This is a genomic window from Streptomyces sp. L7, assembly GCF_050990935.1.
Classification (GTDB): domain Bacteria; phylum Actinomycetota; class Actinomycetes; order Actinomycetales; family Microbacteriaceae; genus Leifsonia.
Genome location: NZ_CP194644.1, coordinates 74,852 through 94,925, shown reverse-complemented (window position 1 = coordinate 94,925; position 20,074 = coordinate 74,852). Strand labels below are relative to the sequence as shown.

Annotated in this window: 17 protein-coding genes; 3 read left to right on the top strand and 14 right to left on the bottom strand. The window is 69.9% G+C overall.

The genetic code is table 11. From position 1 onward, the window contains the following. The first annotated feature begins 40 nt into the window (after positions 1 to 40). Positions 41 to 451, top strand: a complete 411-nt coding sequence (locus ACR5MH_RS00480; protein ID WP_431349146.1) for a hypothetical protein — start codon at positions 41 to 43, stop codon at positions 449 to 451. A gap of 4 nt (positions 452 to 455) precedes the next feature. On the opposite strand, the gene ACR5MH_RS00475 is transcribed toward ACR5MH_RS00480, so the two are convergent. From ACR5MH_RS00475 to ACR5MH_RS00465, 3 genes are all read right to left on the bottom strand, one after another. Further along, the gene (locus ACR5MH_RS00475) at positions 456 to 2,024 is read right to left on the bottom strand and encodes a long-chain-fatty-acid--CoA ligase (protein WP_431349145.1); all 1,569 of its coding nucleotides are present in this window, start codon (positions 2,022 to 2,024) and stop codon (positions 456 to 458) included. A gap of 110 nt (positions 2,025 to 2,134) precedes the next feature. Then, positions 2,135 to 2,425 carry a transcriptional regulator gene (locus ACR5MH_RS00470; RefSeq protein ID WP_431349144.1) on the bottom strand — a complete coding sequence of 97 codons (291 nt, stop codon included), beginning with the start codon at positions 2,423 to 2,425 and terminating at the stop codon, positions 2,135 to 2,137. Between the two features lie 5 nt (positions 2,426 to 2,430). Then, on the bottom strand, positions 2,431 to 2,916 hold the full coding sequence (locus tag ACR5MH_RS00465) for a hypothetical protein (protein ID WP_431349143.1): 486 nt from the start codon (positions 2,914 to 2,916) through the stop codon (positions 2,431 to 2,433). Between the two features lie 86 nt (positions 2,917 to 3,002). Here ACR5MH_RS00465 and hrpA point away from each other — a divergent pair, with 86 nt between their 5' ends. Continuing rightward, positions 3,003 to 6,866, top strand: coding sequence for an ATP-dependent RNA helicase HrpA (gene hrpA, locus ACR5MH_RS00460; RefSeq protein ID WP_433862152.1), 3,864 nt, complete (start codon positions 3,003 to 3,005; stop codon positions 6,864 to 6,866). Positions 6,867 to 6,946: 80 nt separating this feature from the next. On the opposite strand, the gene ACR5MH_RS00455 is transcribed toward hrpA, so the two are convergent. The 4 genes from ACR5MH_RS00455 to ACR5MH_RS00440 all read right to left on the bottom strand — a co-directional run bounded on the left by ACR5MH_RS00455 (position 6,947) and on the right by ACR5MH_RS00440 (position 10,371). After that, positions 6,947 to 7,738, bottom strand: coding sequence for an SDR family oxidoreductase (locus ACR5MH_RS00455; protein ID WP_431349142.1), 792 nt, complete (start codon positions 7,736 to 7,738; stop codon positions 6,947 to 6,949). Between the two features lie 62 nt (positions 7,739 to 7,800). Beyond that, entirely contained in the window at positions 7,801 to 8,553 is a 753-nt protein-coding gene (locus tag ACR5MH_RS00450; RefSeq protein ID WP_433862687.1) for an amino acid ABC transporter ATP-binding protein, read from the bottom strand. Positions 8,554 to 8,600: 47 nt separating this feature from the next. Continuing rightward, complete coding sequence (locus tag ACR5MH_RS00445; RefSeq protein ID WP_431349140.1) at positions 8,601 to 9,587, bottom strand: amino acid ABC transporter permease; 987 nt, start codon at positions 9,585 to 9,587, stop codon at positions 8,601 to 8,603. 4 nt (positions 9,588 to 9,591) lie between these two features. Continuing rightward, the gene (locus ACR5MH_RS00440; RefSeq protein ID WP_433862151.1) at positions 9,592 to 10,371 is read right to left on the bottom strand and encodes an ABC transporter substrate-binding protein; all 780 of its coding nucleotides are present in this window, start codon (positions 10,369 to 10,371) and stop codon (positions 9,592 to 9,594) included. 341 nt (positions 10,372 to 10,712) lie between these two features. Between ACR5MH_RS00440 and ACR5MH_RS00435 the strand changes: the two genes are divergently transcribed. Further along, a complete protein-coding gene (locus ACR5MH_RS00435; protein WP_431349138.1) occupies positions 10,713 to 11,222 on the top strand; it encodes a GNAT family N-acetyltransferase in 510 nt (169 codons plus the stop codon). Positions 11,223 to 11,456: 234 nt separating this feature from the next. On the opposite strand, the gene ACR5MH_RS00430 is transcribed toward ACR5MH_RS00435, so the two are convergent. From ACR5MH_RS00430 to ACR5MH_RS00400, 7 genes are all read right to left on the bottom strand, one after another. After that, entirely contained in the window at positions 11,457 to 12,722 is a 1,266-nt protein-coding gene (locus ACR5MH_RS00430) for an aromatic amino acid ammonia-lyase (protein ID WP_433862150.1), read from the bottom strand. 32 nt (positions 12,723 to 12,754) lie between these two features. Next, positions 12,755 to 12,919 carry a hypothetical protein gene (locus ACR5MH_RS00425; protein WP_433862149.1) on the bottom strand — a complete coding sequence of 55 codons (165 nt, stop codon included), beginning with the start codon at positions 12,917 to 12,919 and terminating at the stop codon, positions 12,755 to 12,757. A 1-nt stretch (position 12,920) separates the two neighbouring features. Then, positions 12,921 to 14,222 (bottom strand): NtaA/DmoA family FMN-dependent monooxygenase, encoded by a 1,302-nt coding sequence (locus ACR5MH_RS00420; protein WP_431349136.1) that lies wholly within the window; start codon positions 14,220 to 14,222, stop codon positions 12,921 to 12,923. Between the two features lie 138 nt (positions 14,223 to 14,360). After that, a complete protein-coding gene (locus tag ACR5MH_RS00415; protein ID WP_431349135.1) occupies positions 14,361 to 15,383 on the bottom strand; it encodes a PLP-dependent cysteine synthase family protein in 1,023 nt (340 codons plus the stop codon). A 51-nt stretch (positions 15,384 to 15,434) separates the two neighbouring features. After that, positions 15,435 to 16,307, bottom strand: a complete 873-nt coding sequence (locus tag ACR5MH_RS00410) for a sulfurtransferase (protein ID WP_431349134.1) — start codon at positions 16,305 to 16,307, stop codon at positions 15,435 to 15,437. A gap of 25 nt (positions 16,308 to 16,332) precedes the next feature. Then, entirely contained in the window at positions 16,333 to 17,322 is a 990-nt protein-coding gene (locus ACR5MH_RS00405) for a ribonucleotide-diphosphate reductase subunit beta (protein ID WP_345834361.1), read from the bottom strand. Between the two features lie 116 nt (positions 17,323 to 17,438). Next, entirely contained in the window at positions 17,439 to 19,943 is a 2,505-nt protein-coding gene (locus ACR5MH_RS00400; protein ID WP_433862148.1) for a ribonucleoside-diphosphate reductase subunit alpha, read from the bottom strand. Positions 19,944 to 20,074: the final 131 nt, after the last annotated feature.

The window sequence follows — 20,074 nt, the reverse complement described above, 5'->3', positions numbered from 1 at the left end:
CGGTCCTCCGCGCCCGCCCCTTCCCGGCTAGGCTCGCACCGTGAGAATCACCACGATCACGGGGAAGGTCATCTACATCGTCGGGGTCTTCGGGCTGATCCTGGCGCTGAACTTCTTCGTGATCGACCGGATCGTCAATCCGGCGCTGGATGTGCTGATCGTCGCCATCCTCAACGTCGCCTACGTGATCGTCGGCACGCGCACCTTCCGCGGGGAGGGCGAGAATCGGCTGGACCCGCGGCCCTGGTGGAGGGCGACCGCGCGACCGGCGGCCGGATTCTGGCTGGGCGCCGTGCTCGCGATCCTCGCCTTCATCTCGTGCGTAGGCGCGCTGGCGAGCAAGCCGGAGAACTCGTTCGTGCCCGCGGTCGCCTGCATCAGCTACGCGCTGCTGGCCGCGTATTACCTCAACTCCTCCTACCGGCTGCGCACCCTCGACACGGCTCCCTGACCCCCTACGCGACCGGGGTCTGCGACTCGAAGCGGGCGACCAGCTCGCGCTTGAGCACCTTGCCGCTCGGACCGAGCGGAAGCACCTCCAGGATCTCCACCCGCCGCGGGTACTTGTACGCCGCGACCCGCTCCTGCACGAACACGACCAGTTCGTCGCCCGTCGCCTCGGAGCCCGGCATCAGCGTGACCGCCGCCATGATCTCCTGGCCGTGCGTGTCGTGCGCGACGCCGAACACCGCGACCAGGGCGACGGCGGGGTGCGTCGAGAGCGCCTCCTCCACCTCGCGCGGGTACACGTTGTAGCCGTTGCGCACGATCATGTCCTTCTTGCGGTCCACGATCGTGATGTAGTCGTCGTCGCTCTTCGTGCCGAGATCGCCGGATCGGAACCAGCCGTCCACCACGGCCTCCGCGTTCGCCTCCGGGAGGTTGAGGTAGCCCTTCATCAGGTTGTGGCCGCGGATCACGATCTCGCCGAGCTCGCCTCGCGGAAGCAGCCGGATCGCGTCGTCCACCTCCGGGTCCGCGATCTCGACGTCGACGCCCCAGATCGGCTGGCCGACGGTGCCGACCCGCGTCGGCCGGCCGCGGTGGTTGAAGGAGGCGACCGGCGACGTCTCGGTGAGGCCGTAGCCCTCGTGCACGTCGATGCCGTAGACCTCCTTCATCCGCTCGATGACCGCGACCGGGAGGGCCGCACCGCCGCTCAGGCCGTAGCGCAGGGGCGGGCGCTCCGGGTTGGTCTTGGCGGCCTCCAACAGCGCGATGTACATGGTCGGCACGCCGGTCATGATCGTGCACTCGTGCGCGTTGAGCAGTTGCAGCGCCGTCGCCCCGTCGAACTTCGGTACCAGCACCACCGCCGCGCCGGCGCGGAAGCCCATGTTCATGACGCAGGTCTGCCCGAAGGTGTGGAACAGCGGCAGGCAGCCGAGGACGCGGTCCGTCGGCTCGAAGTCGAACGTCCCGGCGAGCAGGACGTTGACCTGCTCGACCAGCGCGAAGTGGCAGCCCTCGGCTCCCTTCGGCTTTCCCGTCGTTCCGCTCGTGTACAGGATGGTGGCCGTGTCGATCGGGTCTCGCGGCAGGTAGGTGACGATCGGCTCTGCGGTGGCCGCCACCTCGTCCAGTCGCGGGAACGGGAGTTGCTCGAGCAGTTCGTCGGGGACGAGCACCGAGAGGAGGTCGACTCCGGCGAGCGCCGCACCCTTCGCCCCCTCGGCCAGCAGGGGCGCGGCGCAGATCAGCAGCTTCGACTCCGAGTCGCGCAGCACGTACTCGATCTCCGCGGCTTTGAGGAGGGAGTGGATGGGCACGACGACCGCCCCGAGGGCGAGTACGGCGTAGTACGCGCGCGGGAAATCGGGCACGTTCGGGATCATCAGGGCGACCCGGTCCCCTGGCCCGACGCCCAGGTCGCGCAGCGCTCCTGCGTAACGGCGGGTCTGGTCCCAGAGGTCGCGGTAGGCGATCTCCTGGCCGTTGAAGATCAACGCCACGTTGTCGGGCATGCGGTGCGCGGTCTCGGCCAGGATGCTGGCGACGGACATGGTGGCGTAGCCGTGAGGCATGGTGGGCTCCTTCGTCGACGGTGACGAACCCGGTCGGGTTGAGGGAAACCTACGTCACGGTGCGGGCTGCCACAATGCCCCGTTTGCGGCGGGCGGCCGGGACCGGCGCCTCACGCCCCCAGGATCGACCGCAGCGCCGTCGTGTAGTCCTCGAACGCCCGTCGCCCGGTCGTGGTCAGCGAGAGGGAGGTGACCGGGACGCGTCCGCGGTGCGTCTTCTCGACTTCCACGTAGCCGGCGTCCTCCAGCTTCCGCAGATGCGTGGCCAGGTTGCCAGCCGTGAGGTCGAGCAGTTCCTGCAGCCGCGGGAACGACATGCTGCCGCCCTCCGCGACAGTCGACAGCGTCGCCGTGATCTTGAGGCGGGCGGCGGCGTGGATGACCGGGTCCAGCTCGTCCACGCCGGTCACCGCCGCCGGGAGCCCGGGGCGCGCACCGTGCGGAGAGTGACGACGGCGCCCGCGCCGAAGATCACGCCGCCCGCCACGGCCATGAGCAGAAGGTCCGGACCGGCGAAGTCGCCCGCCAGCCCCTGCACGATCATCCCGATGCCGAGCAGCGCGAAGGCGACGGAGCATACTGACCAGGAGACGCCGTAGCCGGTGCCGGCGAACGGGGAGTCCGCGCGCACGCCACCGCCGCTGCGCGAGCCGGTCATGGCGGAGGCGACGATCGAGCCGGCGATCAGCACACCGAAGACGACGCCGGCGACGACCGGGTCGAACAGGCCGAGCTGCGCGAGGTAGAGGGCGACGAAGCCGACCAGCCAGGCCACCGACCAGACGGTGCACAGCCAGATGACGGGGAGGCGGTATTCGCGGCTGACCCGACGCTGCCGGCCGTCGACGAGGTCCCGCATCTCCCGCGCGTCGCCCGGCAGATTCTCGTTCACGCCAACTTTGTAACACAAAGTACTCTGCGCGCACAAGAGTCCTGCGAGACCGTGAGCGTGCGCCGGACGGATAGACTGGAGGGCTCATGTCCGCACCGGTCGCCCTCCCCCGCATCGTGTTCCCGCCCGAGCTGCCCGTCAGCCAGAAGCGGGACGACATCGCGCGCGCCATCCGCGACAACCAGGTCGTGATCGTGGCCGGCGAGACGGGCTCCGGCAAGACCACGCAGTTGCCGAAGATCTGCCTCGAGCTCGGCCGGGAGAGCATCGGCCACACCCAGCCTCGGCGGCTCGCCGCGCGCACGATAGCCGAGCGCATCGCGGAGGAGCTGGGCCAGAGCGTCGGCGACCTGGTCGGCTACCAGGTGCGCTTCACCGACCGGGTGTCCGCCGCGACCCGCATCAAGCTGATGACCGACGGCATCCTGCTCAACGAGATGCACCGCGACCGGCTGCTGCGCAAATACGACACGATCATCATCGACGAGGCGCACGAGCGCAGCCTCAACATCGACTTCCTGCTCGGCTACCTCCGCGAGCTGCTGCCGAAGCGTCCTGACCTGAAGGTGATCATCACCTCCGCCACCATCGACCCGGAGAGCTTCGCCGCGCACTTCGCGGCGGCGGACGGCACGCCCGCTCCGATCGTGGAGGTCTCCGGCCGCACCTACCCGGTCGAGCTGCGCTACCGGCCCCTGGTCGCCGAGGCGATGGAGGCCGACGAGGACGACCCGGATCCGGTCCCCGCCGCCGACCGCGACTACGTCCAGGGCATCAACGACGCCCTGGACGAGCTCGCCCGCGAGGCCCCGGGCGACGTGCTCGTCTTCCTCTCCGGCGAGAACGAGATCCGCGACGCCGCCGACGCGATCCGCGGCCGCAACCTCCCCGGAACCGAGGTGCTGCCGCTGTACGGGAGGCTGTCCTCCGCCGAGCAGCACTGCGTCTTCCAGCCGTCCACGATGCCGGGCGTCCGGCGGCGGGTGGTGCTCGCGACGAACGTGGCGGAGACCAGCCTCACCGTCCCCGGCATCAAGTACGTCGTGGATGCGGGAACCGCCCGCATCAGCCGCTACTCCACGCGCGCCAAGGTGCAGCGCCTCCCCATCGAGGCGATCTCGCAGGCGAGCGCCAACCAGCGCTCCGGCCGGTCGGGCCGCACCAGCGACGGCATCGCCATCCGGCTGTACTCGCAGGAGGACTTCGAGAAGCGGCCGGAGTTCACCGAACCGGAGATCCTGCGCACCAACCTCGCGGCCGTCATCCTGCAGATGATCTCGCTCGGGCTCGGCGACATCGCCGCGTTCCCGTTCCTGACGCCGCCGGACTCGCGGGGCATCAAGGACGGGCTGGATCTGCTGGCGGAGCTGGGTGCGACGCGCAACGGGACGCGCAGTGGCGGCATCGAGCTGACGAAGGTCGGCCGCCAGCTCGCCCGCCTCCCGATCGACCCGCGGTTCGCCCGCATGGTGGTGGAGTCGAAGCAGCACAACACCTCCCGGGAGGTCATGGCGATCGTCGCCGGCCTGACCATCCAGGACGTCCGCGAGCGCCCGGTCGAGAAGCGCGGCAGCGCCGACGAGAAGCACGCCCGCTTCATCGACCCGACCAGCGACTTCCTCACCCTGCTCAACCTCTGGAACTACCTGGAGGAGCAGCAGCGCGAACTGTCGTCCAGCGCGTTCCGGAGGCTGTGCAAGGCCGAATACCTCAACTTCCTCCGCGTGCGCGAGTGGCAGGACGTCTACCGTCAGCTCCGCCAGCTCGCCCGGCCACTGGAGCTCACCATCGGCGAGCCGAGCGTGAACCCGGACGGCATCCACCGCTCGCTGCTGGCCGGGCTGCTGTCGCACCTCGGGCTCAAGGACGCGAGAGAGTCGGGCAACAAGGGCTCGGCACGTGGCCAGCGGCAGTCGGAGTACCTCGGCGCGCGCCAGGCGCGGTTCGTGATCTTCCCCGGCTCGGCGCTCGCCAAGAAACAGCCGAACGCGATCATGTCCGCCGAGCTCGTGGAGACCTCCCGGCTGTTCGCGCGGATGAACGCCGCGATCGACCCGGCCTGGGCCGAGCCGATCGCCGGCGACCTGTGCAAGCGGCAGTACAGCGAGCCGCACTGGGAGAAGAGCCAGGGCGCGGTCGTCGCGTACGAGCGGGTCACCCTCTACGGCGTACCGATCATCCCGCGCCGCCGCGTGCAGTACGCCCGGATCGACGCCGAACTCTCGCGCGAACTGTTCATCCGGCACGCGCTCGTAGACGGCGAATGGGACTCGCGGCAGGCCTTCGACCGGGCCAACCGCAAACTGCTCGCCGAGCTGCGCGAGCTGGAGGAGCGCACCCGACGCCGCGACATCCTCAACGACGACGAGGCCGTGTTCGAGTTCTACGACGCGCGCATCCCCGCCGACGTGGTCTCCACCCGTTCGTTCGAGGGCTGGTGGAAGAAGGCGCGCACCGAGACGCCCCATCTGCTCACCATGACCCCCGAGGCGCTGCTCGAAGACGACGCCGCCGGCATCGACGAGGAGGCCTTCCCACCGGTGTGGCGGCAGGGCGACCAGCGGCTCACCCTCCGTTACCGCTTCGAGCCTGGCGCGGAGGACGACGGCGTCACCGTGCAGGTGCCGCTGCCGCTGCTCGCCGGGCTCGTGCCGGACGGCTTCGACTGGCAGGTCCCCGGCCTCCGGCACGAGCTCGTGACGGCCATGATCAAGTCGCTCCCGAAGGCGATCCGGCGGCAGGTCGTGCCCGCGGCCGACTGGGCGAAGCGGCTCCTCGGCGAGCTCTCCGGCGCTGCAGGGATGGACGCCCACGACGGGCGTCGCCCCGCGGCCTCCCTCGCCGACACCCTCGCCGCGACCATCTCGCGGCAGACCGGCTCCCGGGTGACCGGCGCCGACTTCGACCTGGAGCGGCTTCCCGCCCACCTGCGGCCGACGTTCCAGGTGATCGGCGAACGCGGGCGCCCGCTCGCCGGCGGCAAGGACCTGATGGCACTGCAGGAACGACTGCGCTCCCGGGCGCGCGACTCGGTCGCCCGCGTCGCAGAGGCGCGCCAGCCCGACGCGATCGAGCGCTCGGACCTCACCACCTGGGACCTGGACGAACTCCCCCGCCACCTGGACACCACGCAGAAGGGCCCGGGCGGCACGGTCAACACCATTCGCGCCTACCCCGCCCTGGTGGACGACGGGGCGAGCGTCAGCATCCGGCTGATGTCGACGCCGACCGAACAGGCGCGCGCCCTCCCCGGCGGGGTCAGGAGGCTGCTGCTGGCGAGCATCCCGTCGCCCGTCGCCTACGTGCAGCAGCACCTGACCGCGAACGAGAAGCTGACGCTGGCCGCGAGCCCGTACCCGAACACGAAGGCGCTGTTCGACGACTGCCTGCTCGCGGTGATCGACTCCGTGCTTTACCGGATGAAGCCGGACGGCCAACTCTTCATGCGGGCGGAATTCGAGGCGGTGCGGGATCGCGTCTCCGGCGTCGTGATGGACTCGATGTTCGAGACGGTCGCGCTCGTCACGCGCATCCTGACCGCGGCGCGCGCCGCGGAGAAGGCGATCGGCGCCGTGACGTCGCTGACGTACCTGTCGGCGCTCAACGACGCGAAGACGCAGCTCGGCGGCCTGGTCTACTCGGGGTTCGTCTCGGCGACCGGTCTCGAGCAGCTCAGGCACCTCCCCCGGTACCTCAACGGGATCACCCAGCGCATGCAGGCGCTGCCGACCAACCCCGGCCGCGACCGCGCCTGGCAGACCCAGGTGGAGACCGCGACCGCGCTCTACACGGAGGCCGGAGGCCGCATCCCGCCCGCCCCGCACGCGCCGGAGAACCTGACGCACGCCCGCTGGATGCTCGAAGAATTCCGCGTCTCCCTCTTCGCCCAGTCCCTCGGCACCGCCGAAACCGTCTCCCTCCAACGCCTCCGCAAACTCCTCACCGGCTGAGCAGCCATCGCTTCCTCACTTTCTCCCGCAACACGCCGGTGAAGAGCGGGAGAAAGTGAGGAAGCGATGGCTGCGGGGCGCTAGACGGGGAGGTGGAAGCCGCCGTTGGAGTGCAGGAGCTGGCCGTTGATCCAGCCGCCGGATGGGGACACGAGGAACGCGACGAGGTCGGCGGTGTCCTGGGGGCGGCCGAGGCGGCCGAGGGCTGTCTCGGCCGCGAGCGCCTCCGCGAGGTCGGGGGTCATCCAGCCGGTGTCGATCGGGCCGGGGTTGATCAGGTTGGCGGTGATGCCGAGGTGTGCGAGTTCCACGGCGGCGGCGATGACGATGCGGTCGAGCGCGCCCTTGCTGGCGCCGTACGGGAGGTTATGCGCGGTGTGGTCGCTGGTCAGGGCGACGATGCGGCCGAGCGCCGGGCCGGGCTCCGCCGGCGCCTCGAACTGCTCGGCGAACGCCTTGATCAGCAGCCAGCTCCCGCGGGTGTTGACCGCGAAGTGCCGGTCGAACGCCTCCACGCTGGTGTCCAGGAGGCCGCTGTCGACCCAGTGCGCGTGGCTGGCGACCAGCGCCTGGATCGGCCCGAGACCGGCGCGGACGCGTTGAATTGCCCGCGCGGGCGCCTCGGGGTGGGAGAGGTCGACCGCGACCGGGAGGGCCCGGCCGCCGAAAGCGCGCAACTCGTCCGCGAAGGCGTCGTGGCCGCGCTCCGGCGCACCCCACGGCATCGCGGCGTCGTAGTCGTCCCAGAAGGCGAACGCGACGTCCCAGCCGAGCGACGCCAGAGTGCGGGCGATCGCCGCCCCGATGTTGTCCGGACGGCTCGCTCCGGTGATGAAGACGACGGGACGGGAAGAGCGGGCGTCGTTGTCCATCCGACGATTCTGTCAGACGGTCACGACGCCCGCTCCGCGAGCTCCAAGGTCCAGCTCCTGGGCTACAGCACCTTCGACAGGAACGCCTGCGTGCGCTGGTGCTGCGGGTTGGCCAGCACCTCACGCGGGTCGCCGGATTCCACGACGACGCCGCCGTCCATGAAGACCAGCTCGTCCGCGACCTCGCGGGCGAAGCCCATCTCATGCGTGACGACGACCATCGTCATGCCGGAGGCCGCCAGGCCCTTCATCACGTCGAGCACTTCGCCCACCAGCTCCGGGTCGAGCGCCGAGGTGGGCTCGTCGAAGAGCATCAGCTTCGGGTCCATCGCCAGCGCGCGGGCGATCGCCACGCGCTGCTGCTGGCCGCCGGAGAGCTGCGACGGGTAGTGGTCGCCCTTGTCGGCGAGCCCCACCCGGAGGAGCAGCTCGTTCGCCCGCTCCACCGCGCGCGCCTTCGGCAGGCCCTTGACCCGGATCGGCGCCTCGATGATGTTCTCGAGGGCCGTCATGTGCGGGAAGAGGTTGAAGCGCTGGAACACCATGCCGATCTCACGGCGCTGGCGGGAGGCCTCCTTGGGCTTCAGCTCGTAGAGCTTGTCGCCGTGCTGGCGGTAGCCGACCACCTGGCCGTCGACCGACAGCCGGCCGGCGTCCACACGCTCCAGGTGGTTGATGCAGCGCAGGAAGGTGGACTTGCCCGAACCGGACGGGCCGATGATGCAGAGCACCTCGCCCGGCCGGACGGACAGCGAGATGGACTTGAGCACCTCGTTGGAGCCGAAGCTCTTGGAGACGCCCTCGGCCAGGACCATCGGCGTCACGCCGGCCCGAGCGTTCTGGTCCCGTGTCGTCGCGTCGGTCATCCCTTGCCTCCCAGGTCGTTGCCGTCGGGCGCGCCCGCGGCGGGCAGAGCGCCGGTGGCGAGCGCCGGCTCCTTGTTGTCGGGACGGCGCATGTTGACGCCGCGCGAGAACCGCTTCTCGAGGAAGTACTGGCCGATCATCAGGATCGAGGTGAACAGCAGGTACCACAGCGAGGCGACGATCAGCAGCGGGATCGGAGTGTAGGTGACCGCCGAGATGTCGCGGGCGACACCGTAGAGGTCGGTGGTGAGCGGGATCGCCGCGACCAGCGAGGTGGTCTTCAGCATCGAGATGACCTCGTTGCCGGTCGGCGGGATGATCACGCGCATGGCCTGCGGGATGACGATACGGGTCATCGTCTGCCACCACGACATGCCGAGCGCGGTCGCCGCCTCCTCCTGGCCGCTGTCCACCGACAGCAGTCCGGCCCGCACGATCTCGGCCATGTACGCGGCCTCGTTGAGCGCCAGACCGACGATCGCGATGATGAACGCGTTCTGCATGAAGCCGAGGTCGAAGGTCACGCCGAGGTGCGTCCACGGCACACCGAGGAAGATGTGCGGGTAGATCAGCGAGAACAGGCCCCAGAACACGAGCTGCACGTACACCGGGGTGCCGCGGAAGATCCAGAGGTAGAGCCAGGCGACGGACTTGACGACGGGGTTCGGCGAGAGCCGCATGACGGCCAGCACGAGGCCCAGGATCACGCCGATGACCATCGAGTAGATCGTGAGTTGGAGGGTCACGAGCGCAGCAGCACTGATGCGCCTGTCGAAGACGTACTTGCCGACGTACTGCCAGCCGTAGGCGGAGCGCTGCGAGGCGTCGATCACGAACCAGGCGAACAGCAGGATGAGCACGATCGCGAACACGATCCGCCACGGGTGGCGGAGCTTGATCGCCTTGATCGGCTCGGACGGCGGGGCGCCGGCCGGCGACGGGGCTGCCCCCGTCGCCGGACCGGCCGGATTGCCCTGCGACATCAGGTCAGCCCTTCGCGGCTGCGTTGAGGTCGGCCTTGGTCACGCCGCCGTCGGCGACGCCCCACTTGTCGAGGATCTTCTTGTAGGTGCCGTCGTCGATCAGCGCCTGGATGGTCTTCTGCAGCACCGGCGTCAGGTCGGAGTTCTTGGCGACCGGGATGCCGTAGGGCGCGACGTCGAAGGTCTTACCCGCGGCCTGGAGCTTGCCGCTGGACTTGGACACGGCGTACAGCGTGACGGGCGAGTCGGCGCTGAGGGCGTCCGCCTTGCCGAGGATGACCGCGTTGGTGGCGTCGTCCTGGTTGTCGTAGCGGAGGGCCTGGATGGCCGGCTTGCCCTTGTCGGTGCAGGCCTTCGACTTGGCGGGGACCTCGTCGGTGTCCTCGAAGGTGGTCGACTGGACGGCGACCTTCATACCGCAGGCGTTGTCCGGGTCGACGTTCTTGCCCTTGGCGGACGCCCACAGGATGCCGGCGTTGTAGTAGTTGACGAAGTCGACCTGCTTCTCGCGCTCGACGGTGTCGGTGAACGAGGACATCCCGAAGTCGTCCTTGCCCCCGGTGATGCTGGGGATGATGTTGTCGAACTTGGCGATCGCGTAGTTGATCTTGAGGCCGAGCTTCTTCCCGATGGCGTTGGTGAAGTCGACCTCCCAGCCGGCGGGGTTGCCGTTGTCGTCCTTGTACTCGTTGGGCGGGTAGGTGTCGTCCATGCCGACGGTCAGAACGCCCGCCGACTTGATCTTCGACGGGAGGCTGTTGGCGAGGCTGTCGTCCTTTTTCACGTCGGACGCGGCGCTCGACGCTGAGCCGCTCGACGAGGGGTGGTGTTGTCGACACAGCCGGACAGCGCGAGCGCGGCCACGGCGGCGAGGGCGGCCACGGGGGCCACGGAACGGATGCGCATGATGGTAGTTGTCCTTCTTCCTGGTGCAGGGTGTGCAGGAGGGGTAAGGGGAGAATACCCTAGGCCCCAGGCGTTATACGCATACTAAATCGCGCGCGAAACGCTAGTTTTCCTGCAAGTTTCGCAGAGATTTCGTGTTTCTTTGCGCGGATTCCGTTGTCTGAGACCTTTCGTGACCCCGAATGCGCGCGGCGCGCCCGGCCGCGCTAGGGTCGGGTCGTGATCCAACCGCAATCCGGTCTCGCCGCGATGGCCCGCGTGGTCGTCACGCGCCCCGACGATCCGCTCGCCGCGCCGCTGGTCGAGGAGCTCTCCCGCGAGTACGACGAGCGCTACGGATTCAACGACGGCATCCCCTCCTCGGCGGAGCTGTCGCGCTACCCCGCCGAGCGCTTCACGGCCGAGCAGGGCGGGACCTTCCTGCTGCTCGTGGACGACGACGGCACCCCGGTCGCGGGCGGCGCGTTCATGCGGGAGGACGACGCCACGGTCGAGGTCAAGCGGGTCTGGACGCACTCAGGTTTCCGCCGGCAGGGCCTCGCCCGGCGGGTGATGCGCGAGCTGGAGGCGGAGGCGGCACGCCGCGGCGTCGGCACGATCGTGCTGACCACGGGCGCGCGCCAACCGGAGGCGGTGGCGCTGTACATCTCTCTGGGCTACTCGCCCCTCTTCGACCTCGACGGCGACTGGGAAGCGGTGTCGTACCTCGGCTTCCGCAAGGACCTGTAGCACGCCGCGCCCCGCGCAATTCGGCACGAATGTAGCGATTCACGACGCCAAAAGCAACATTCGTGCCGAATGTCGGCGGCGTCAGCACGGGGCGCGATTCGGCGCGAAAGTGGGGAATGGCGACGCCAATCGCGACATTCGGCACGAACGGATGCGGCGTCCGCGCGGCGCGATTCGTGCCGAAGATGCGGAAAGGCGACGCCGATCGCGATATTCGGGGCGAATGGGGCGGCCTCAGCCGAGGAGGTGGTGCGTCGTCTCCGCGACGAGGGCGGCGGCGGGAGCCGCGTCAGCGCTGAGCGCTGCGGTGAGCGCGTCGGCGAGCGGCCGCGTGCCCGCGCCCGTCGGCGCCGCGGCGAGGACTCCGAGCAGGTCGGCGGCGTGCAGCGCCTCGATCGCCAGCACCTCGCTGGTCAGCGAGAGCGAGCGCCGCAGGAGGCGGAGCGCCAGGGGCGCGTAGGTCGCGTGGTCCTCCACGCCGGACAGCGTCGAGCTGCCGAGCGTGGCCGGCGCGGCGAGCTGGCGAACCTCGGCCACCGCGTCTGCGGCGGCGTACAGCAGAAGGCCGGGCACGCGGGTGCGGCCGTCGCGGCGCGACGGCGCGAGCGCGAGCGAGAGGGCCGCGGTGCGCCGCTCGGAGGCCTCCACGACGTGAGCGAGCGCGAGGCGCAGGTTCTCCAGCGCGAGCGCCAGCGGCAGCGCCTGGAAGTTGCCCCCGGAGATCAGACGGCCGCTCGGGAGGTCGACCACGGGGTTCTCGGAGCGCGCGGCGAGCTCGACCTCCAGTTCGGACCGGAGCCGGGCGCCGGCCTCCCGGAACGCACCGTGGAGTTGCGGAGCGGTCCGGAAGGCGAGCGGGTCCTGGACGCTGACGGAGCGATCCGGCGCCTCCAGGGCGCTGCCCGCCAGCGCGGCGCGGATCGCGTGCGCCGACGCGCGCTGGCCTTCGCCTCCGCGCGCCTCGGCCACGGCCTCCGCGTACGGACTGAGGTTGCCCGCGGGTCCGTGGGCGGCGACTGCCTCCAGCGACAGCGCGACGACCAGGTCGGCGGCCTCCGCGAGCTGCCGGGCTGCGACGGCGGCGAGCGAGCCCACCCCCACGCTCAGCGCATTCGCGCTGAGGGCCGCGAGCGCCTCGTGCGGTGCGAGGTCGATCGGCGTCAGGCCTGCGGCCTCCAGCGCCTCGGCGGCCGCCACCGGCTCGCCGTCGCGCAGCACCGTGCCGGTGCCCATGACGACGGCGGCGACCTCCGCCAGCGCGGTCAGGTCCGCCGCTCCCACCGAGCCGCGCGACGGGATGCGCGGCGTCACACCGGCGTTCAACAGCGCCGCGTACGCGTCCGCGAGCTCCGGCCGCACGCCCGCTCCCCCGCGCGTGAACCCGGCGAGCCGGGCGGCCACCACCGCGCGCGCCTCTGTCCCGGTGAGCGGCTCACCGATCCCGCCGCGGTGGTTCGCGATGGTGCGGCGCTGGAAGGACGCCAGCTCGTCGGCCTCCACGGCGTCGTCCCGTCCGGCGCCGAGCCGGCGGTTCAGCCCGTAGACCGGCTCCCCGACGCGATCGCGCGGTCGACCACCGCGCGGGAGGCCGCGATCGTCGCCCGGGCGTCCGCGTCGACCTCGACGGGAGCGCCCTCCGCGACCGCCACGATGTCGGAGACCGACGGCGCCTGGGCGCCGAACCGGACGGTGCGCATGTCAGAAATCGGCCAGGTTCTGCCGCAGGCCGCCGTCGCCGAGCTCGGTGCGGATCAGTCCGCGCCTCCGCAGCGCCGGCACCAGCGGGTCGAGCGTGCGGTGGACGTTGGCCGGGTGCACCTGGCCGGTGAAGAGGAACCCGTCACCGCCGACGGCCTCCCCCAGCTCGCCCAGGTGGTCGGCGACCTCGTCGGCCGTGCCGATGACGGCGAGGCCGTCCTTCTTCGCACGGGTCTGCAGGATCTCCCGCAGAGTGGAGCCGGCCGGGGCGGAGGACACGAAGTTGTCCAGGGTGCCGCGGTTGCTGTTGGTGGTGATCTCCGGCAGCGGAGCGTCGAGGTCGAAGGTCTTGAAGTCGACTCCGGTCAGGTAGCTGATCGACTGCAACTGCTCGTCGATCGCGGCCTGCGTCAGCTCTGCGCGAGCGGCCCGCACGCTCGCGGTCTCCTCGGCGTTCGCGGTGAGGATCGGCTGCACGACGAACAGCACCTTCACGGCGTCGGCCGGACGGCCGTGCTGCACCGCCACCTCCCGGATGCTGTCGCGATATTCCCGCATCCGCTCGGGGGTGGAGGCCAGCGCCAGCACCACGTCCGAGTTCTTGCCGGCGAAGTCGCGGCCACGGCCGGACGCGCCCGCCTGCACCATGACCGGGTCCTCCGCCGCGGGCGCGGTGTTGAGCGGCCCGCGGACCCGGAAGAACCGGCCCTCGTGGTCGATGGTGTGAACCTTGCGGTGGTCGGCGAAGACACCGGCCGCGGCGTCCTCCACGATCGCGTCGGGCTCCCAGCTCCGCCAGAGCTTGCGGACGACCTCCACCCACTCGTCGGCGCGGTCGTAGCGGAGGTCGTGCTCGACCTGCTTGTCGAGTCCGTAGTTCTGCGCGGCGAGGTCGGATCCGCTGGTCACGACGTTGAATCCGAGCCGGCCGCCGGCGAAGTGCTGCAGCGTGCTGAGCAGGCGGGCGGCGGTGAACGGCTCGTAGAAGCTCGCGCTCAGGGTCGGCACGACCCCGAGCCGGGAGGTCGCCCCGAGCAGGTACGGCACGAGCGGCAGCGGGTCGTGCTTGGGGACGAACCGCGCCGCGGCGAGGTTCACCTCGGCCGAGCCGCCGTAAGTGTCGGGCACGGCCACGCCGTCCTCGATGATGAAGAGGTCGAAGCCGGCGCCCTCGAAGGCGCGCGCGGCGTCCTGGTAGATCGGCGGCTGCTTCCAGTCGTAGCCGACGCCGTAGGTCGGGTCGCCCCAGCCCTGGACGCCGAAGCCCGCGCCGAGGAACCAGCCGAAGTGGAGGAGTGCCATGCGTTCCCTGCTGTCCGTGGCCGGATGATCGGCCGTCGTTTCGTTCGGTCGTGTTGTGCGGTCGTGTTGTGCGGTCGTGTTGTGCGGTCGTGTTGCGCGGTTCCGTCGCGGTGCGCCGGCCGGTGGCCTGGCTGCCGGTCAGTCGACGCCGACGCCCGCAGCGGTCAGCCAGTCCGCGTCGTACGCCTTGGTCAGGTAGTTGGTCCCGCCGTCCGGCGCGATCGCCACGACGACCGATCCCGGCCGGGCCTCCCGTGCCACCCGGAGGGCCGCGGCGACGGCCAGCGCCGACGACGGTCCGAGCAGCAGCGCCTCCTCGGCGGCGAGCCGGCGAAGCGTGCGGTAGACCACACCATCCTCGACCGTGTGCACCTCGTCCACCACCCCCGGATCGAAGGTCTGCGGCCAGAACTCGCGCGGCCACGCGGTCCCCACGCCGTCGACCAGGATGCGGCCGGCCGCGCCGCCGTCGTAGGTCGAGCCGGCCGGGTTCGCGCCGTGCACCTCGACCGCGCCGCCGCTGACCTCCTTGAGGTAGCGTCCGGTGCCGCTCACGGTGCCGCCGGTGCCGATCGCGGCCACGAAGTGGGTGACCCGGCCGGCGGTCTGCCGCCAGATCTCCGGGCCGGTGCCACGGTAGTGCGCCTCGGGGTTCGCGGTGTTCGCGAACTGGGCGGGACGCCAGGCGCCGGGGGTCTCGGCCGCGATCCGGTCGGCGACGGCGCGCGGGTTGGCGGGGTCGTCGGGGCCGGCCTCCCAGTCGGCCTCCACCAGGCGGGCGCCGTAGGCCGCGAGAACCTTGCGCTTCTCCTCCGAGATGTCGGAGGAGTGCACGATGACGACCGGGTGACCGGTCAGCCGGCCGATCAGGGCGAGTCCGATGCCGGTGTTGCCGCTGGTGGCCTCCACGATGGCGGCGCCGGGGGCGAGCGCGCCGGCCGCCTCCGCGGTGCGGATCATGTTGAGTGCGATGCGGTCCTTGGACGAGCCGCCGGGGTTGCGGCCCTCCAGCTTGACCAGGACGCGCACGTCGAGCCCGGACGGCAGGGCGTGCAGCTCGACGATCGGGGTGTTGCCGATGAGCGCCGCCGCCGAGTCGCACACCTCGCCCAGCGGGAGGTTCCCGGGGGCGGAGGCGGGGATGAGGTCGAGCGCGGTCATGCAGGAACGATAGGCCCGTGCGCTGGGAAGCGCACGGGCTGTGTCGACGTATTACGCTTCGCCCACGGCGACGGGTCGTGCCGGGTCGTTCGACCAGGCGGAGAACGAGCCGGGATACAGCGCCGGGACCGGCAGTCCGGCGGCCTCCATCGCGAGGGCGGTGTGCGCGGCGGTCACGCCGGAGCCGCAGTAGACGCCCGTCGGAGTGCCCGCGATCACACCGAGCTCGGCGAACCGGGCGGCGAGCCGCTCGGGGCTCAGCATCCGGCCGTCCGGCCCGATGGTGTCGGAGGTCGGAGCGCTCACGGCGCCGGGGATGTGCCCCGCGCGCGGATCGACGGGCTCGACCTCGCCGCGGAACCGTTCGCCCGCTCGCGCGTCGAGCAGCACCCCGCTCGCCGGGAGCGCTGCCGCGGCGTCCGCATCGAGCGTCGGGAGCGAGCCGTAGACGAGCTCCACGGTCCCGGGAATCGGAACATGAGTGCCTGTGTCGAGGCCGCCGCCGAACGCGACCCACGCGGCCAACCCGCCGTCGAGCACGCGCACATCCTCGAAACCAGCGTGGCGCAGCAACCACCACAACCGGGCCGCCGACGTGCCGGAGACATCGTCGTAGACGACCACGCTGTCCCCGTCGTTCACGCCCCAGCGGCGCGCGGACGCCTGGAACGCGTCGATGTCGGGCAGCGGATGCCGGCCGTCCGTGGGCGCGCCGTGCCCGGCCAGCTCGGTGTCCAGGTCGACGTATACCGCTCCGGGAATGTGCCCCTTCGCGAACTCCTCGGCCCCGGGAGGGCCGCCGAGCTTCCAGCGCACATCGAGCACCCGCAATGTCGACCGCCGCCGGCCGGCGCCGCTCCACAGGGACTCGGTCCCGGAAGCGGCGTCCAGCGCGGCGGCCGTTATCAGCGGAGAGTTCCGCATCAGCGGAGAGTTCCGCATCGCCATATCAGTGACCGCTCGACGCCTTCGCGTTCGACTCGTACGAGGTGTTGGTCGACTCGAAGAAGTTGACCAGCTCGAGCGTGTCGTTGGCGGTCGCCATCCACTTGGCCGGGTTGGAGACCTTGTACTCGGCCTCGAAGCCCAGCTCCTCCAGGCGGCGGTCGGCCAGGTAGCGGACGTACTGGTTGATGTAGTTGGCGTTGAGGCCCAGGATGCCGCCGGGCAGGAGGTCGCGGTTGTACTGCTCCTCCATCTCGACGGCGTCGAGGATCATCTGGCGGATCTCGTTCGCGAACTCCGGAGTCTGCAGGTCGGGGTTCTCCTCCAGCACCGTCAGGATGAGGTTGATGCCGAACTTGAGGTGCAGCGACTCGTCGCGGACCACCCAGTCGATCAGCGAGCCGAAGTTGCGCAGCAGGTTCCGCTGGCGGAACGACAGCGCCACCATGAAGCCCGAGTAGAACCAGATGCCCTCGAGGATCACGTTGTACGCCACGAGGTTGCGGATGAAGTCCTGCTTGCCCTCGGTCGTCGTGATGTCGAGCGTCTGCTCGGTCATCCGCTTGATGAAGCCGACCTCGAACTCCTCCTTGCGCGCCATCGACGGGATGTCGACGTGCGAGTTGTAGGCCTGCTCGCGGTCGATCGGGAACGTCTCGAGGACGTACTCGAACGACATGCAGTGGTTGGCCTCCTCCCACATCTGTTTGGCGAGGTAGAGGTGCGCCTCGGCCGCGTTGATGTAGGGGTAGACGCCGAAGGCCAGCGCCTTGTTCACCAGGAGCTCGTTCGGGTTGAAGTAGCTCATCAGGAAGGTGACCGCGTGGCGCTCCTCGTCGGTCATCCGCTTGAAGTCGGCGATGTCCTCGCCGAGCTGGATCTCGTTGGGGAACCAGGTGTTCGCGACGGCCTGGTCGTAGAGGTCCATCGCCCACTGGTACTTCACCGGCTTGAGGAGGAGGCCCTCCTCGATTCCCGTTCCCAGGATGCCCATGTGTGTCTCTCTTCTATCTCTCTCGGCGGTGGCGGCGGACTACTGGCAGGACTCGCACTGCAGGTCGTCCATGGGGTCGACGGGCACGTAGTATTCCTCGGTCTTGGTGCTGTTCATTACTTGTCACCCCCAGCGGCGCTGTTGGAGGCCGGAGCGTTCGAAGTCAGGCCGCCGAAGCCGAACCCGCGGCGGGCGGGAGCGGCCGCCGGAGCGGTCTCGGTGACGGCGGGAGCCGCCGCCGGAGCGCCGGCGCCCACCGTGGCGAAGCCGGTGCGGCCGCCGGAGATCTCCTCGGCCTTGTTGACCTTGACGGTCGACTGCTCGGCCTGGTGACGCGGCTTCATGTGCAGGTAGTAGGTCGTCTTGACGCCCTTCTCCCACGCGGCGTAGTAGATGTCCATCATGTCGCCGAGGTCGCGCGTCTCGAGGTACATGTTGCGGCTGATCGCCTGGTCGATCCACTTCTGGGCGCGGGCCGCCACCTCGATGAAGGCGTACGGCGAGAGCTGGAAGCTGGTCTTGAACGTGGCCTTGACCTCGTCCGGGATCGCCGCGATGCCCTGGATGTCGCCCTGCGAGCGCAGGATCGCCTCGCGGACGTCCTGCCAGATGCCGCGCTCCTGCAGCGTCTCGACCAGGTTGCGGTTGACCTCGAGGAACTTGCCCGAGGAGGTCGACCGGCTGAAGATCTGCGAGAACTGCGGGTCGAAGCCGGGGGTGGTGCCGGCGACGAGGCCGATGGAGGCCGTCGGCGCGATGGCCATCAGGGTCGCGTTGCGCATGCCGCCCTTGACCTTCTCGCGCAGGCGGTCCCAGTCGAGGCGGATGGTGCGGTCGACCGTGATCGGGATGCCGCGGTCGGCTTCCGTCAGCGCGATCGAGTCGTAGGGCACCAGGCCCTTCGACCAGCGCGAGCCCTCGAAGTTCGGGTACGCGCCGCGCTCCTGCGCCAGGTCGGCGCTCTCGTCGATGGCCGCGTACGAGACGTGCTCCATGATCTCGTCGATCAGGGCGTACGCCTCCTCGCTCTCATAGCTGAAGCCGAGGCGCTCGACGATGTCGGTGAAGCCCATGACGCCGAGGCCGATCGCGCGGTTCTGCTGGTTGGAGAAGTCGGCCTCGTCGACGCTCGACACGGTGATGTCGATCAGGTTGTCGAGCTGGCGGACGGCCTGGCGGGCGCTCGCCTCGATACGCTCCCAGTCCATCTTGCCGTCGATCAGGTGACGCGACAGGTTGATGGAGGCCAGGTTGCAGACCGACACGTTCTCGCGGTCCTGCGGAAGGGTGATCTCGGTGCAGAGGTTGGAGAGGTGGATCGTGCCCGTGTTGTTGTTGAGGGCGCGGTTGTTGATGGTGTCCTTCCAGGTCAGCCACGGGTGGCTGGTGGTCTGGAGGCTCATCAGGATGTCCTTGAACTGCGACCGGGCACTGATCTTCTTGAACATGCGCAGCTCGCCGGCCTCGGCCATCGCGACGTACTCGGCGTAGCGCTCGGAGAACGCCTTGCCGTAGAGCTCGTTGAGGTCGGCGACCTCCAGCGGGTCGAAGAGGTACCAGTCCTCGTCGTTCTGGACCCGCTTCATGAACTCGTCGCTGATCCACACCGCGGTGTTGGCGGTGCGGGTGCGGCGGTACGGGTCGCCCGAGTTCTGTCGCAGGTCCAGGAACTCCGGGAAGTCCATGTGCCAGTTCTCCATGTAGAAGCACAGGGCGCCGAACTTCTTGCCGCCGCGGCTGACCGCGCGCAGCACCGAGTCGATCGTGTGCATGAACGGGATCGGGCCGGTGGAGGTGGTGTTGTTGGAGCGGATCGGCGAGCCCTGGGCGCGCAGCTTGGTGACGGCGAGGCCGATGCCGCCGGTGCCCTTGGTGAGCCACATCACGTCGCGCACCGACTTGGCGATGTGCTCGATGTCGTCCTGCATCTCCATGACGAAGCAGTTGGAGAGCTGCGGGTAGGCCGTTCCGGCGTTGACGAGCGTGGAGCCCGCGGCCAGGTACTCGAGCCGCGACATCTTGTCGTAGAAGGCGAGGGCGTGCGCGGTCGGGTCGGCCTCGTTGAGGGAGAGGCCCATCGCGATGCGCATCCAGAAGTACTGCGGCACCTCGAGGGAGTCGCCGTTGCGGGCCTTGATGCCGTAGCGGTTGTTGAGGGTGACGACGCCGATGTACTTGAGCAGCTCGTCGCGCGAGGGGTCGAGGTGGCCGGCCAGGCGGTCGAGGTCGAAGAGGGTGGTGAAGCGGGAGTCGAGAAGGGTCTCGGCGACACCGCGCTCGACGTACGCGCGGAAGTGCGAGGTGTGCAGCTCGGTGAGCTCGTCGAGGGTCTCGTAGTCGCCGAGGACGCGCTTGTAGATCGTCTTGAGGAGGAGGCGAGCGGCGACGGTGTCGAACGCCGGGTCGTCCTTGACGTTCTGGAGGGCGACCTGGATGACCGCCTCGTCGAGCTGTTGGGTGGTGATCCCGTCGAACAGGGTCAGCTCCAGCTCGCTCGCGATCTGGGTCACCCACGTGATGTTCTCGTCCAGACCGGCGGCCGCGTGCTCGATGGCCAGATTGATCTTGTTGGCGTCGTACGGCTCGCGCTCGCCGTTCCGCTTCACAACCGTGATAGCCACTGTCTCTCCCTCTGTTTACCTCAACGGTGCCGCTCCGGTGAGCGGCGAAGTCCCATGCGCCCTGGCCTCGTGAACACCCGGGGAACGGCTTCCGGCCGCCCTCGGGAGTGGCTCGGCCCCCTGTCGCGTGA

What these genes read in the sequence shown, in the direction of transcription:
- ACR5MH_RS00415 (WP_431349135.1), bottom strand. Translation starts at nt 15,383, where the DNA reads ATGACCGCGCTCGACCTCATCCCCGCCTCCGCCCCCGGGAACCTCCCG.
- ACR5MH_RS00405 (WP_345834361.1), bottom strand. Translation starts at nt 17,322, where the DNA reads ATGGGCATCCTGGGAACGGGAATCGAGGAGGGCCTCCTCCTCAAGCCG.
- ACR5MH_RS00445 (WP_431349140.1), bottom strand. Translation starts at nt 9,587, where the DNA reads ATGTCGCAGGGCAATCCGGCCGGTCCGGCGACGGGGGCAGCCCCGTCG.
- ACR5MH_RS00475 (WP_431349145.1), bottom strand. Translation starts at nt 2,024, where the DNA reads ATGCCTCACGGCTACGCCACCATGTCCGTCGCCAGCATCCTGGCCGAG.
- ACR5MH_RS00420 (WP_431349136.1), bottom strand. Translation starts at nt 14,222, where the DNA reads ATGGCACTCCTCCACTTCGGCTGGTTCCTCGGCGCGGGCTTCGGCGTC.
- ACR5MH_RS00455 (WP_431349142.1), bottom strand. Translation starts at nt 7,738, where the DNA reads ATGGACAACGACGCCCGCTCTTCCCGTCCCGTCGTCTTCATCACCGGA.
- ACR5MH_RS00450 (WP_433862687.1), bottom strand. Translation starts at nt 8,553, where the DNA reads ATGGTCCTGGCCGAGGGCGTCTCCAAGAGCTTCGGCTCCAACGAGGTG.
- ACR5MH_RS00410 (WP_431349134.1), bottom strand. Translation starts at nt 16,307, where the DNA reads ATGCGGAACTCTCCGCTGATAACGGCCGCCGCGCTGGACGCCGCTTCC.
- hrpA (WP_433862152.1), top strand. Translation starts at nt 3,003, where the DNA reads ATGTCCGCACCGGTCGCCCTCCCCCGCATCGTGTTCCCGCCCGAGCTG.
- ACR5MH_RS00425 (WP_433862149.1), bottom strand. Translation starts at nt 12,919, where the DNA reads ATGCGCACCGTCCGGTTCGGCGCCCAGGCGCCGTCGGTCTCCGACATC.